Annotated in this window: 9 protein-coding genes; 4 read left to right on the top strand and 5 right to left on the bottom strand. The window is 65.6% G+C overall.

Annotated elements, in window-relative coordinates; translation table 11 throughout:
* The first annotated feature begins 703 nt into the window (after positions 1-703).
* Positions 704-1,633 (top strand): class I SAM-dependent DNA methyltransferase, encoded by a 930-nt coding sequence (locus JKL45_RS08350; protein ID WP_201860655.1) that lies wholly within the window; start codon positions 704-706, stop codon positions 1,631-1,633.
* Between the two features lie 163 nt (positions 1,634-1,796).
* On the opposite strand, the gene JKL45_RS08345 is transcribed toward JKL45_RS08350, so the two are convergent.
* Positions 1,797-2,615 (bottom strand): SDR family oxidoreductase, encoded by an 819-nt coding sequence (locus JKL45_RS08345; protein ID WP_201860654.1) that lies wholly within the window; start codon positions 2,613-2,615, stop codon positions 1,797-1,799.
* 266 nt (positions 2,616-2,881) lie between these two features.
* Between JKL45_RS08345 and JKL45_RS08340 the strand changes: the two genes are divergently transcribed.
* Positions 2,882-5,515, top strand: coding sequence for a ligase-associated DNA damage response DEXH box helicase (locus JKL45_RS08340; RefSeq protein ID WP_201860653.1), 2,634 nt, complete (start codon positions 2,882-2,884; stop codon positions 5,513-5,515).
* Complete coding sequence (gene pdeM, locus JKL45_RS08335) at positions 5,512-6,213, top strand: ligase-associated DNA damage response endonuclease PdeM (RefSeq protein WP_201860652.1); 702 nt, start codon at positions 5,512-5,514, stop codon at positions 6,211-6,213. The genes JKL45_RS08340 and pdeM overlap by 4 nt, the downstream gene beginning before the upstream one ends.
* 112 nt (positions 6,214-6,325) lie before the next feature.
* On the opposite strand, the gene JKL45_RS08330 is transcribed toward pdeM, so the two are convergent.
* The 4 genes from JKL45_RS08330 to JKL45_RS08315 form a co-directional block, all read right to left on the bottom strand.
* Entirely contained in the window at positions 6,326-7,303 is a 978-nt protein-coding gene (locus JKL45_RS08330) for a nitrilase family protein (protein WP_201860651.1), read from the bottom strand.
* Between the two features lie 76 nt (positions 7,304-7,379).
* Complete coding sequence (locus JKL45_RS08325) at positions 7,380-8,141, bottom strand: TIGR02186 family protein (protein ID WP_201860650.1); 762 nt, start codon at positions 8,139-8,141, stop codon at positions 7,380-7,382.
* Positions 8,138-9,067, bottom strand: coding sequence for a sulfite exporter TauE/SafE family protein (locus JKL45_RS08320; RefSeq protein ID WP_201860649.1), 930 nt, complete (start codon positions 9,065-9,067; stop codon positions 8,138-8,140). The genes JKL45_RS08325 and JKL45_RS08320 overlap by 4 nt, the downstream gene beginning before the upstream one ends.
* A 102-nt stretch (positions 9,068-9,169) precedes the next feature.
* Positions 9,170-12,262, bottom strand: coding sequence for an SEL1-like repeat protein (locus JKL45_RS08315; RefSeq protein ID WP_201860648.1), 3,093 nt, complete (start codon positions 12,260-12,262; stop codon positions 9,170-9,172).
* 414 nt (positions 12,263-12,676) lie between these two features.
* Here JKL45_RS08315 and JKL45_RS08310 point away from each other — a divergent pair, with 414 nt between their 5' ends.
* Positions 12,677-13,087, top strand: a complete 411-nt coding sequence (locus tag JKL45_RS08310; RefSeq protein WP_201860647.1) for a MerR family transcriptional regulator — start codon at positions 12,677-12,679, stop codon at positions 13,085-13,087.
* Positions 13,088-13,184 lie beyond the last annotated feature (97 nt).

The raw sequence follows: 13,184 nt of genomic DNA, 5'->3' as shown, positions 1-13,184 counted from the left end.
ATCCCGGGCTCTGCTGCGCAGCCCCGGGATGACCGTGCTTTATTCGTCTTGCGATCCCGGCTCGGCTATGCCGTCCGGGATGACGCTGGTGGGGTGTCAAAGAGCCAGCGCCTTCGGGCCTGAGGCCGGGTGGCCTCAAGCCGTCAGGTCAATCGAGGGTGGCGTGGTGCGCAGCCCGGCTCGATGGATGGTGGTGAGAAGTGAGAGCCAAGCTGCTCATCACGCGCGGTTTGTTTTAGCGGACCTGGAGGCATGCCAGATCGGCCCCCTGCGATCACAGGCGTGCGAGGCCTGCGGCAGGACCGCTCCCCGTCCCACTCTTGCGACGCCTCGCGAGCGCGCCCCTCATTGGACGAGGATGTCCCTAGCTATAGCCGAGGTTAGGAGAATTGTCAAGAACAAAGTAAGAACACACCCTCACCCGCACCGTCATGGCCGGGCTCGTCCCGGCCATCCACGTCTTATATCAGCGTGGCTTCCAAGACGTGCATCCCGGAACAAGTCCGGGATGACGAACAGGGGCATTCCCGGCGAGCGTAGCGAGGGAAGGGAATCCACTTACACCCTCAGCACTATGGATCCCGTTCCCGGCCTCACGGCCGCCGGGGATGACACCGGCACGTCTTGGACAGTGATGGCAGGAGAGTGGCGTTAGGCGGAACACGTTATTGACAGCCTCTCCGCTCTCCCGCATCCACACGCCATGCCACCGACCTCGACCGCCCGATCCACCGGCGACTTTCGCGCCGACCGCCGCTACGAATATGCCCGCGCCGCTTTCGACGAGCGCGACTTCGAGGCGGCGGCGGATCTCGCCCGGCAGGTGCTGGAGCTCGCGCCGGATTTCGCGGCTGCTCATGCCATGCTGGGACGCTCGCTTGCCGAACTCGGCGTACAGGAGGAGGCGGTGGGCGCTCTCCGCCAGGCGCTTGCCCTGGAGCCCGCCGATGAACTGGGCGTGCGGCTCGACCTCGCCCGGCTCGGCGCGCTCGCGCCCGATGAGGCCATCACGGAAGGCTATGTGCGGGCGCTTTTCGACGATTACGCGCCGAAATTCGACCAGCACCTGACCAAGAGCCTGTCTTATCGCGGACCGGAGCTGATCGCAGACGCGCTTCGCCGTGCCTGCTCCAAGCAGGCGCGGGAGTATCGCTTCGGCCCGACTCTCGACCTCGGCTGCGGCACCGGGCTGATGGCGCAGGCCCTCGACGGATCGTGCGCGTCCGTCGAGGGCGTCGACCTTTCGCCTGGCATGCTGGAGAAAGCTGGGAAGACCACGCTCTATGACGCGTTGCACGAAGGTGAGCTCGTCGCGTTTCTCTCAGGTCGTGCCAGTGCTGAAGCCGACCTCGTGGTGGCGGCCGACGTGTTCGTCTATATGGCGGCGCTCGATTCCGCGTTCCGCGAGGTGCATCGAGTCCTGAAGGGCGAAGGGCTCTTCGCCTTCACGGTGCAGGCCCATGAGGGCGAAGGCTTCATCCTCGGCGCGGATGCGCGCTATGCCCACAGCGAGGCTTACGTGCGCCAGCTTGCGGAGGCGGTTGGTTTTACGGTGGTGATTTTTGAACGGGCCTCGACCCGGGAGGATCGCGGTGTGCCGGTTCCCGGGTTTTTGTGCGTGATGCAGCGCTAAGCCGCCGATATCTTTCTGCTTCATGGCCGTGCTTGTCCCGGCCATCGCGATCAGGAAGAGCGTAGCGCCTTTCGCATCGAGATCACCGGCACAAGGCCGGTGATGACAAAGGGGGTGACGGGCCGACTGGCTGTTCAGGAAGAGGTCGTGTTTGTGGGGCGGTCTACTCGGCCGGCTTCGACGGATGCGGCGCGCTTTCGTAGCAGCCCATCACCGATTGATCGAAGTCGATGATCGAGCCGGTCATCATGCCGGACTCAGCTGAAGTGAGGAATGCCACGGCGCGGGCGACCTCGCGCGGATCCAGGAGGCGGCCGAAGGGCTGCTCTGACGCCGCCTTCTCCAGCCAGCCGTCCTGCGCGCCGTGATAGGTCTTCATGATCCGGTCCTCGCCGGGCGTGTTCATCCAGCCGATGTTGAGGCCGTTCACGCGGATGCGCCAGGGCACGAGGCTGAAAGCGGCATTCTTGGTCAGCGTCGCAAGCGCTCCCTTCGAGCCGCAATAGGCCGAGATGAAGGGCTGGCCGCCATGGGCCGACATGGACAGGATGTTGACCATGGTGCCCTCGATCTTTTCGCGCCGCATGATGGTGGCGGCCTCCTGCATCAGGAAGAAAGGCGCGCGCACATTGACCGCGAACATGCGGTCGAAGAGTTCCGGCGTGGTGTCGAAGATGGTGCCCCGGTCGGTGATGCCGGCGGCGTTCACCAGGACGTCGACGCGCCCGAAGACGCTGTCGGCCCGCGCGGCCACCTGGCGGGCCTCCTCGACGTTTTCGAGATCGGCGCGCACGAATTCCGTGTGGCAGCCCTGGTTGGAGATCTCGCGGGCCACCGCATGCCCGCGCTCCTCGTTGCGGCCGCAGATCACGATGCCTTTGGCGCCCCGCTCGGCCAGGGTTCGAGCAATGGCCTCGCCCACCCCTTGCGTGCCCCCGGTGACGACGGCGACGGCGTTCTGGAACTGGGTCTCGTGCGGCATGGCGCTGATCCTCTTGAGTATCGTTTTTGGCGTTGGTTGAACTGAGGCGATCCTGGGCCTGATGGCAAGCGGGCAGATAGGGGCGTTCACATGTTCCGAGGCTGCACCCGTGTCATCCCCGGCGGCCGTAGGCCGGGAAGGGGATCGGCAATCACGCACTGTCGCTATGGATTCCCTTCCCCTTCGCTGCGCTCCGGCCGGGAATGACACTGAGAGCGACGTCCCGCCATAGCGGAACCATTCCCGTAGCCCTATCTTGAGGACTCATGTCCCAACGTCCCCCCACCCTTCTCCCCAAGACCTTTCGTGACTGGTTCAAGAGCCGCGGCTGGAAGCCGAGGGCACACCAGCTGGACCTGCTTGCCAAGGCGCGGGCAGGGCGCTCTGTGCTGCTGGTGGCGCCCACAGGCGCGGGCAAGACGCTGGCCGGGTTCCTGCCGAGCCTTGTGGAACTCTCGGAGCGGGGAAGCCGCGGGTTCAAGGAGAAGCGGGGCCTCCACACGCTCTACATCTCGCCCCTGAAGGCGCTCGCCACCGACGTGGCGCGCAACCTCGAGATTCCGGTAGCCGAGATGGGGCTGCCGATCCATGTCGAGACCCGCACGGGCGATACGCCCTCGCACAAGCGCGCCCGCCAGATCGAGCGCCCGCCGGACGTCCTGCTCACCACGCCGGAGCAGCTGGCGCTGCTGCTGGCGCACGCGGAGGCGCAGGAGTTTTTCAAGGACCTGCGGCGCGTGGTGCTGGACGAGCTGCACTCGCTCGTGACCTCGAAGCGCGGCGACCTGCTGTCGCTGGGTTTGGCTCGGCTGATGACGATCGCCCCGCAGGTGACGGCCGTGGGGCTGTCGGCGACGGTGCGCGAGCCGGACGATCTCAGGCGCTACCTGGCGCCGCAGCACTCACCCTCCCCTGGAGGGGGAGGGTCGACCGACAGGTCGGGGTGGGGTGGCAGCACCGACATTGATAAGGTGGAGGATCCCACCCCCTCCCGCGCCCTTGGCGCGACCTCCCCCCTCAAGGGGGAGATGGGGCACGAGGCGCTCGCCGACCTCGTCGTGGTGCAGGGCGGCGCGCAGCCTGACATCCGCATGCTCGACCTCGACGAGCGCCTGCCGCTTGCCGGCCACACGGCATCGCTGTCGATGCCTTCCATCTACGGGCTCATCCGCACGCACAAGACCACACTGGTTTTCGTCAACACGCGCCTGCAGGCGGAGTACACGTTCCAGGAACTGTGGAAGCTCAACGACGACAATCTCGCCATCGCGCTGCATCACGGTTCCCTCGACGTCTCGCAGCGCCGCCGCGTCGAGGAAGCGATGGCGGCGGGCAAGCTCAAGGCGGTGGTGTGCACGGCGACGCTCGATCTCGGCATCGACTGGGGTGATGTGGATCTCGTGGTGAATGTGGGTGCGCCGAAAGGGGCATCCCGCATCATGCAGCGCATCGGTCGTTCGAACCATCGCATGGACGAGCCCTCAGAAGCCTATCTCGTGCCGGCGAACCGCTTCGAGATTCTCGAATGCCGCGCCGCGCTCGATGCGGTGCACGAGGCCGCCCAGGACACGCCGGATGCCCGCGTCGGTGCCCTCGATGTGCTGTGCCAGCATATCCTCGGCATGGCCTGCGCCGGGCCTTTCGGCCTGGAGGATTTATACGAGGAGGTGCGTTCCGCCGCACCCTATGCGGGACTGACATGGGAGGAATTCCAGGCCTGTGTCGCCTTCGTGGCGACGGGCGGCTATGCGCTTCGTGCCTATGAGCGCTTTGCCAAGATCGTGAAGGGCAACGATGGCCTGTGGCGCGTGCGCGATGCGAGGGTGGCGCAGCAATATCGCTTGAATGTCGGCACCATCGTCGAGTCGAGCATGATCAAGGTGCGGCTCGGCAAGTCCATGCGCTCGCGCCCCGGCACCGTGCTGCCGCGTGGAAGAATTCTCGGCGAGATCGAGGAGTATTTCGCCGAGACGCTGACGCCAGGCGATACGTTCCTGTTCGCCGGCGAGGTGCTGCGCTTCGAGGGCATTTCCGAGGACGAGGTGCTGGCCACCCGCGCGGGCGCAGGCACCGATCCGATGATCCCGTCCTATGAGGGCGGCAAGTTCCCGCTCTCGACCTTTCTCGCGGCCCGTGTGCGCGCAATCCTCGCCGATCCGTTCGAGTGGGATCGCCTTCCGCCGCAGATGACCGAGTGGCTGCTGCAGCAGCGCCGCCGCTCCATCGTGCCGGGGCCGCGCGATCTTCTGGTCGAGACGTTTCCCCGGAGTAACCGCTTCTACATGACGTGCTTTCCCTTCGAGGGCAGGCTCGCGCACCAGACGCTGGGCATGCTGCTCACCCGCCGTCTGGAACGCGCCAAGCTTAAGCCGCTCGGCTTCGTGGCGAACGATTACGGCATCGCGGTCTATGCCTCGGGCGACATCGCAGGCCGCGCCGCACGCGAACCCGGTTTCCTGGACGAGCTGTTCTCCGAGGACATGCTGGGCGACGATCTAGAGGATTGGCTGGCGGAATCCTCCCTCATGAAGCGCACCTTCCGCCAATGCGCGGTGATCGCGGGCCTCATCGAGCGCCGGTTCCCGGGGGAGAAGAAGACAGGCCGGCAGGTGACGATTTCCACCGATCTCGTCTACGACGTGCTGCGCAAGCACGAGCCCGATCACGTTCTGTTGCGCGCCGCCAGGGCGGATGCGGCAACGGGACTCCTCGACGTGAGGCGCCTCGGCATGATGCTTGAGCGCATCCGGGGGCGAATCATCCACAAGCCGCTCGACCGGGTTTCTCCTTTGAGCGTGTCCGTCATGCTGGAGATCGGCCGCGAGCGCGTCTATAGCGACAACGCGGACGAGATTCTGGCCGAGGCGGAAGCAGCGCTTCTCGACGAGGCTTTGGCGTGACGGCATTGCGAAAGAACAAACAGACAACGCACGAAATCGAGCTGAAAGGTCAGCTGGCGCTGCTCGACCTGACGGGGGCGATGTATCTGCCAGCCCACGATGCCTTGCTCGTGGCCGATCTCCATTTCGAGAAGGGCTCGTCCTTTGCCCGGCGCGGCATGATGCTGCCGCCCTACGATACACGCGAGACGCTTCTCGCCCTCTCCGACGCGGTGTTCCGCTTCAACCCGAAGACCGTCATTGCGCTTGGCGATAGCTTCCACGATATCGGCGGACCGGATCGCCTCGGGACTGAGGAGCGCACGACGCTCTCGGGCGTGCAGCAGGGCCGCGACTGGATCTGGGTCACGGGCAATCACGACCGCATCCTCCCCGACAGCATCGGCGGGCAGGTGGTGGAGGAGATGGCGCTCGGATCGCTGACCCTGCGCCACGAGCCGGCGGCGGGCAAGCAGGCGGAGGTCGCAGGCCACTTGCATCCGGTTGGCAAGGTGGTGATGCGCGGGCGCTCCACGCGGCGGCGCTGCTTCCTCACCGACGGCAGCCGCTGCGTGATGCCGGCGCTCGGCGCCTATGCGGGCGGACTGAATGCCTGCGATGCGGCGTTCAAGCCGCTCTTCGCCACCGGCTTCACAGCGCACCTCATCGGCACGGAGCGGATTTTTGCGATTGCGAAGTCTATGCTCTGTCGGGACTAAGCATTTAAAACGCCGTCATGCCCGGGCTTGTCCCGGGTATCCACGTCTTCATGGCGCCGTGGTTCAAAGACGTGGATGGCCGCAACAAGTGCGGCCATGACGTGAGGGGGTACTACTCCACCGTCTTCACCACAGGTGCCTCCGAAAACCGCGCCTGCCGTGGTGCGAGTTCATGGCCCTGAAGCTGCGTGAGAAGCCCGTAGAGCTCCGGGCGCCGACCGCGGATCCAGCGGCGGCCGGTGGCCAGCGGCAGGAGGTCGAGGTCGAGATCCGCCACGACCAAAGCATCCTGGGCTTTCCAGGTTTCCGCGATGATCCGCCCATAGCAGTCGATGATCATGGCGTTGCCGGTGCGCACCTCGCCGTCATCCTCGCCGACCCCGTTGGCAAACAGCAGGAAATAGCCGTTGTCGTGGGCCCGGGCCGGCAGCCAGCGCATCAGCCACTCGCGTCCTTTGGGGCCGCGGAACTCCGCTTCGATGGCTTCGGGAGCATTGTGCCGGTTCTCCCAGAGGACAGGGTCGATCAACCCCATGGCCTGAGGGCTGCGCGAGTGGCAGCCGCCGGTCTGGTGCGGGGCCATGACGATGTCGGCGCCGAGCAGGGCCGTCGCGCGGGCATTCTCGACGAGGTTGTTGTCCCAGCAGATGAGAACGCCGACCTTCACGCCCCAGGGCGTGTCGAACACCGTGTAGCTGTCGCCGCTGGCGATGTCGTCGCTCTCGAAGGCATGGAGCTTGCGGTGCCGGTGCACCTGTCCGTCGGGCAGGCAGACCACGTAGGTGTTGAAGAGAAGCCCGTCCTCCGCCCGTTCGATCAGGCCGACGCCGATGGCCATGTCGTACCGGGCCGCGAGGCTCAGGACCGCCTGCGTAGAGGCGCCCGAGGGCACGGGCTCGGCAAGCTCCTCAAGCTGATCACGTCTGAGATTGCGCACATGCCAGTAGCCGGTCAGGCACATTTCGGGAAAGGCCAGGATCTTCACTTGGCGCTCGGCGGCTTCCTGGGTGAAACGCTCCACCACCGACATGTTGTAGGCCTTGTCATTGGCCCTGTGGTGAAACTGAACCGTCCCGGCTTTGAGCATCATCGTGCATGGTCCCCTCAAGCAGCGAGCAGGATTGCCCGACGATCCCGGCCTGTAAAGGCGGAGCCTTGTTGCTTATTCAGTCGCGCCGGAAGATCACGTTGGCGAGCCAGCCGAAGAAGATGGCGATCACGGCCGTGGCGAGGCCGTAGAACAGCGACCAGTCGCGGGCCACGACGCCGATCCGCTCCTCGAATCCCGTCTTGACCAGCTCGAAATCCGTGGACGTGCGCGCCAGGATCACGGTGTCGGCAAACAGCGTCACATCCACATCGTAATTGCCGGGCGGGGCTGTGGCCGGCAGCGGAATGCCGGCGCGGAAGATGCTCGGGGTCAGGAACGTCACGCCGCGCTCGTCTTCGAGATAAAGGCCTTCCTGCGCCTTCAGACGGTGCAGCGCCTCGCGGAATGGCTTGTCCGCGCCGTCGCGGGCATAGGTGAAGTCGTTGGCGTTGATGATGGCCTCAAGGCCGACCTTCTGCCGCTGGCGCAGCTGGTCGCTTGTGATCTCCGCAATCGGCCGGGAGGTCATCACGCTGATATAGGCCGGCACCGATGGGAACTTCTGCTGTTCCTGGTTGATCCAGACGGGGCCGAGCCGCTCTCTCTCGCGCACGGTCAGGAACTGGCGCGGGCCGCGGACCGTCACCACCACGTCGTAGCCGGTGGCGCGGGCGACCGTCTGGGCGTCGCGTTCGATGGCGCCGAACACGGCGATCTGCGTGCCGGTATAGTTGGAGTTGATCAGCACCCTGTGGTTCGACAGCGACGTGATCAGGGTCTCGGCCTGAGCGGGAGCAAGGCTCGCCACCAGGAACAGGAGGGGGCCGAGCGCCCTCATGAGCGCACCTCCTGAACCGAGATGGAGAACGGCTCCTCCGGCTTCAGCACCAGTTCGAGGCCGAAGCGCAGGCCCACGGCTAGCAGCAGGAGCGCGAGCAGGAAGCGGAACAGCTCCGCCCGCAGATGGCGTCCCATCCGGGCTCCGAACTGAGCGCCGAAGACGCCGCCGACGATGAGGAGGATCGCCAGCACCATGTCGACTGCCTGATTGGTGACTGCGTGGAGGATGAGGGCCACGAGGGTGGTGCAGACGATCTGGAACTGGGACGTGCCCACGACGACGGTGGTGGGCACGCGGAAGACATAGAGAAGCGCCGGCACCACGATGAAGCCGCCGCCGATGCCGAGGAGCGCGCCGGCAAAGCCGATGAAGAGCGAGAGCCCGAGGATCGGGATGACGCTCACATAGAGCTTGGAGCGGTAGAAGCGCATGCGCAGGGGCCAGCCGAGATAGGGCGCATGCTCGCCCGCCTTGCGCCGCAAGCGCACCGTGCCGCCCTTGCGCCGGTGCCAGAACTCCCGGATGCTTTCCTTCAGCATCAGGCTGCCGACGATGGTGAAGAGCGTCACGTAGGAGATGACGATGACGAGATCGAGCTGCCCGGCCCGGCGCGCGGCCGCAAAGAACCAGACGCCGAGCGCGGACCCGACGAAGCCGCCGGCCACCAGGATGGCGCCGAGCTTGTGATCGAGGGCGTTGCGTCTCAACGCGCCGAGCACGCTGGTGGTGGAGGAGGCGACGATCTGGGCCGATTGGGTTGCCACGGCCACTGCCGGGGGAATGCCGAGGAAGATCAGAAGCGGCGTCATGAGGAAGCCGCCGCCGATGCCGAAAAGGCCGGAAATGAAGCCCACCGCCGCACCCATCCCGAGGATGAGAAGAACGCTCACAGGCATTTCAGCGATAGGCAAATAGATTTGCAACCCGGTTCCCCTATGGCCGGTGCAGCCACATCGTTGTTACAGCATCATGCAGGCGATGTAACGGTCATGTTCTGAACGGAAGATGACAGAGCCTGCCTGCCTTCAACTCCTGTCGGGCGAAGATCGATCCAGGGCGGCCGTCCATTCGGGGATGGCGGCCGGCGGCTCGTTCGCAATCGGGTCCACGGCGCGCGGGCGCCATTGATCGGCGGCGGCTTTGGCGTTCTTCAGATCGGCAGGGGTAAGCCGAGCCGCCAGCTCGTCACGCTTCCGGGCGGCCTCCGCATCACCCTGAGCGGCTGCAACGGAAAACCACTGGAAAGCACCGGGCAGGTTGGGCTTCGAGCCAATGCCGCGGGTGAGAAGCAGGCCCGTGTTGAACTGGCTGTCGCGAAAGCCCGCCTCTGCGGCCTCCGTGTACCAGCGCAGGGCCGTGACATAGTCTGGCTTAGCATGGGCCCCGGAGGCGAGCAGGGTCGCGAGATTGTGCATGGCGCGAACATGGCCGCCCTGGGCCGCCCGCTCATACCAGGAGACGGCCTGCTTGAGATCGCGCCCGACCCCGAGGCCTTTTTCGAACATCCCGGCAAGACGCTCCTGGGCCGGAGGAAGCCCTGCCTGGGAGGCGCGCTCGAAGAGGCGGACGGCCGCCGCCGCATCCTCGACCATGCCGCGTCCCTCGGTCAGACGAGCCCCGATCTCGTAGAGGGCCGCCGCATCCCCCGACAGGGCCGCCTGCCGTAAGCCCGCTGGAACCTCTGCCGGGATGTCGCCAATGGTTGCTGGGTCCACCAGGAACCTGCCTGCCGCCAGCGGCGCCGGGGTCGAGGATTGCGCGGCAAGGCTTGAGGGCTGGAACAGGCTCAAATCCTGTTTTGCCGCAGGAGCGGCTGGCATGCCACGAGCTTCCGCCTCGGGAGCGCGGATCGCCTGCGGGGCGCTCGCCGATGCGGAGGATGAGACGGTGTGGCCTCCGGACAGGATCTGAGCGGTGCCGGCTGCAAGAACCAGGAAGGCGAGCCCCAGAAGGAGAGGGCGTCGGTGGCTGTCCAGGGTCCGGCGCAGGCGCTCGAAGAGCGATGGCAGCTGTGCGGCCGCATCGGTGTCTCCGTCCTGCTCTTCACTGGAGAGGCCTGCCTCCTGTCCTTGGGACAGGGATACGGGTTCGACGAATTCCGGCTCCGCAATCTGAGCGGCCCTTCGTGCCGCCGCAATGAAGCTTGCCCGCACATGGCCGCGATCTTCGTCCGAGGCTGCAAGGAGGGTGGCCTCTGCAGGCTTCAAATCGTGCACACGCGTGTCGGAGACTTGCAGCGCGGTCTCCTCGATCCGGGACAGGGTCACCGTATGAAGCTTGCGCACGGCCGCCTCGAGACGGTCTGCCGGCGGCAGCGGTGTAGAGGCTGGCTCGGGCTGGGAGACGGTTGCGCCCGCCGGAGCAGCGTGGCCCGGCAGGCGGGACGCCAGGGCCTCCAGGGCTTCGTGAACCGACTTCAGAGTTTCCTGGGTTTTCCTGTCCGAGCGCGTATGCAGGGCTTTCAGCTCGACGAAGCCATGCTTGAGATTGTCCAGGTCGCCCGTATCCGGCAAGGCTGAACGGATGTCGTTCACCACGGCCTTGGCCGCCCGTTCAGCGATCCCGGCAGCCTCGTTCTGCAGGTTCTTCAGGTGACCTGTGGCTTCCACCAAGGCTTGATGGATCGGTTCCCCAGGTGCGGATTCGATGCGCTCCGCAAGGGCCGCGACCTGCCGCTCCAGGGCCTCGAAGCCCGCTGGCGGGGAGGGCGTGCGTTCTAGCTTTTCCTCGATGGAGCGGAGCATCTCGGCCACGCTGGCCGTATCGGAGTGCTGGCCGAGCTGGCGCAGCTCCTGCTCTATCCGGTCGAACCGCTCCAGGAGAGGCTCCAGGAGAGGATTTTGGGAGAGCGCCTCGCGCTCGGCTGCCGCGTTGCCCTCAGGGGAGCGGCTGCCGGACAGGCCCGCCATGCGTTCGGTCAGGAGCGCCAGCTGCTCGCTGATCGGTGCGAGATCGGCGGGCTTCGGGTCCGGACGCCGGACGAGGAGATCGAGGCGGCGGTCCACGCTTTCCAGCAGTTCCGGAACCCTGCTCGTGTCCTGGGCCGTGGCGGTCACATAGAGGGCCGAGCAGACATCGTCGAGGGACTGCTTCAGAGCGGTGAAATCGCTCTTGCCCACCTGATGCAGGCGGAGTTCGGCGATCTGCCTGCCGAGTGCTTCGACTTCGCCGGAGAGCCGGTCCATCTGCTGCGGGGCGGCCCGGCTCGCCAGGTCCTGGCGCAGGTCCACGATCTGGCTGCTCAGGAAATCAATCACCGAGCGGTCAATGCCCGCCTCGGCCATGCGGTCGATCTTGTCGGTGATGCGATCGATGCCGAGTCCGAGGCTCTGATGCAATTCATGATTGACCCGCTCGGAGAGGGTCTGGACCTCTTCGTAGAGAACACTCATCGAGCCGGCGAGGGTGTGCAGATCCTTGGTTGTCGGTCCCTGCTCGAGATCCTTGGCCATGGAGCCGAGAGACGCGCCCAGGGCGGCGATTTCGTTGCGGGTCGCCAGATGCTCCATGCCGAACCGGAGCGTGTCGATCTCAGAGCGGATCGTTTCAACGGCTGGGGTGAAATCCGTGTTCGGCTGCTCCAGGCGCGCGGCGAGCCGGGACATGTCGGTCCGCAGGCCGGACAGGGTCTCGGACACGGGGGCGAGCGCCTTGAGCGCCTCCTCCATGGGGAATTCGATGCGGGGCGGAGCAGCCTGTTCGGAGGAGACCCGGCGCTCAACCATGTCGAGGCGCTCCTTCAGGGATGCCAGGGCCTGGGTCAGGATGGCCGCGATGCGCTCCTGCTGATCCGTTGAGGTGCGGGCGGCATCGTTGAGGCGGGTTTCGGCCTGCTCGATCCAGCTTGCCATCGACTCCAGGGCGATGGCCGTTCGCGAGGCCTGATCCTGCGCCTGCCGCTCGCTCTCGGTCGCGATGGCGGCCATGAGCGCTTCGTAATCCTTCTTCGGCTGCGGGCGCGGCGCAAAGGACATCCGGGCAATCAGGTTGTCGAGATCGCCCGTGGAAGTCCGGCGGGCTTTGGGCCGATAGGAGGGAACGTGCTCGTCGTCCTGCCCGGCCAGAATGGCCGCGGCCCATTCCTCAAGGCTCAAGTCGGCCCGGCGTGCCGCGGCCATGGCCAGCTCGAGGTCGTCAGGTCTTGAGGGGACGTGTCGTCTCATCATGGACTCGCGGGGATACGCTGAAACCTCTCAAGGCGGATGGAGGCCCCGTGCCGATCTCCGCCTGGCGAACGAAGAGCACCGGAGACGAGGCGAATCACGCCACCTCCAAACCCTTCATCTGCCAGCGCAGCTTTCGTCGAGCGTAGTAAAAAACCCGTTAAATGGAGGGGGTTTGAGGGCAATTGCTCATTTGGAAGGCAGAATATTCCCTTGCGTCATGCCGCAGAGAGCGGGTTCTTCTGCCCCATCGGCACCGAATATCTGTTATACTCTTGCATCTGTTGAATTATATGTTATATCATTTCGTTACCAAAGGGGAGGTGCGCTGGGCACTGAGCCGAGAACAATGAGATGACGGGGCCTTCCATGGACCAATACGCAATCGGCGCCAAAGCTGGAGATGCAGCAGAGGGTGCAAAGCAGTACACGATCGGCGATCTCGCACGCGAGTTCGGCGTGACCCTCCGCACCCTGCGTTTCTACGAGGATCGCGGCCTCCTGTCCCCACGCCGGGACGGAACCGCCCGGATTTACGATGCCCGCGACCGTGAGCGCCTTTCGGTGATCCTCAAGGGCAAGCAGCTCGGCTTCACCCTGACCGAGATCCGCGCCATGCTGGCCGAGGAGCGCTCCGGCAACGGCCCGGCCATGAACCTCAAGCTGTCCCTCGACCAGATCGAGGACCAGATCCTGCATCTGGAGCAGCAGAAGAAGGAAATCGAGGAAGCCCTGGCCGAGCTCCAGGCCCGCCGCGCCGGCATGGCTGCCGCCGCCTGATCCTCGCGCTCTCAACGAGCCTTCGCAACAAGCCCTCCGGCATCAGGCTGCACGCCTCGATGCCGGAGGGCTTTTCTTTTGCCCGCGTGTGATCGCG

Source organism: Microvirga soli (assembly GCF_016734765.1).
GTDB lineage: Bacteria > Pseudomonadota > Alphaproteobacteria > Rhizobiales > Beijerinckiaceae > Microvirga > Microvirga soli.
The sequence above is the reverse complement of the archived record's forward strand: the minus strand, read 5'-3'. Positions and strand labels throughout refer to the sequence as shown.

What these genes read in the sequence shown, in the direction of transcription:
- JKL45_RS08350 (WP_201860655.1), top strand. Translation starts at nt 704, where the DNA reads ATGCCACCGACCTCGACCGCCCGATCCACCGGCGACTTTCGCGCCGAC.
- JKL45_RS08345 (WP_201860654.1), bottom strand. Translation starts at nt 2,615, where the DNA reads ATGCCGCACGAGACCCAGTTCCAGAACGCCGTCGCCGTCGTCACCGGG.
- JKL45_RS08340 (WP_201860653.1), top strand. Translation starts at nt 2,882, where the DNA reads ATGTCCCAACGTCCCCCCACCCTTCTCCCCAAGACCTTTCGTGACTGG.
- JKL45_RS08330 (WP_201860651.1), bottom strand. Translation starts at nt 7,303, where the DNA reads ATGATGCTCAAAGCCGGGACGGTTCAGTTTCACCACAGGGCCAATGAC.
- JKL45_RS08325 (WP_201860650.1), bottom strand. Translation starts at nt 8,141, where the DNA reads ATGAGGGCGCTCGGCCCCCTCCTGTTCCTGGTGGCGAGCCTTGCTCCC.
- JKL45_RS08315 (WP_201860648.1), bottom strand. Translation starts at nt 12,262, where the DNA reads ATGGCCGCGGCACGCCGGGCCGACTTGAGCCTTGAGGAATGGGCCGCG.
- JKL45_RS08310 (WP_201860647.1), top strand. Translation starts at nt 12,677, where the DNA reads ATGGACCAATACGCAATCGGCGCCAAAGCTGGAGATGCAGCAGAGGGT.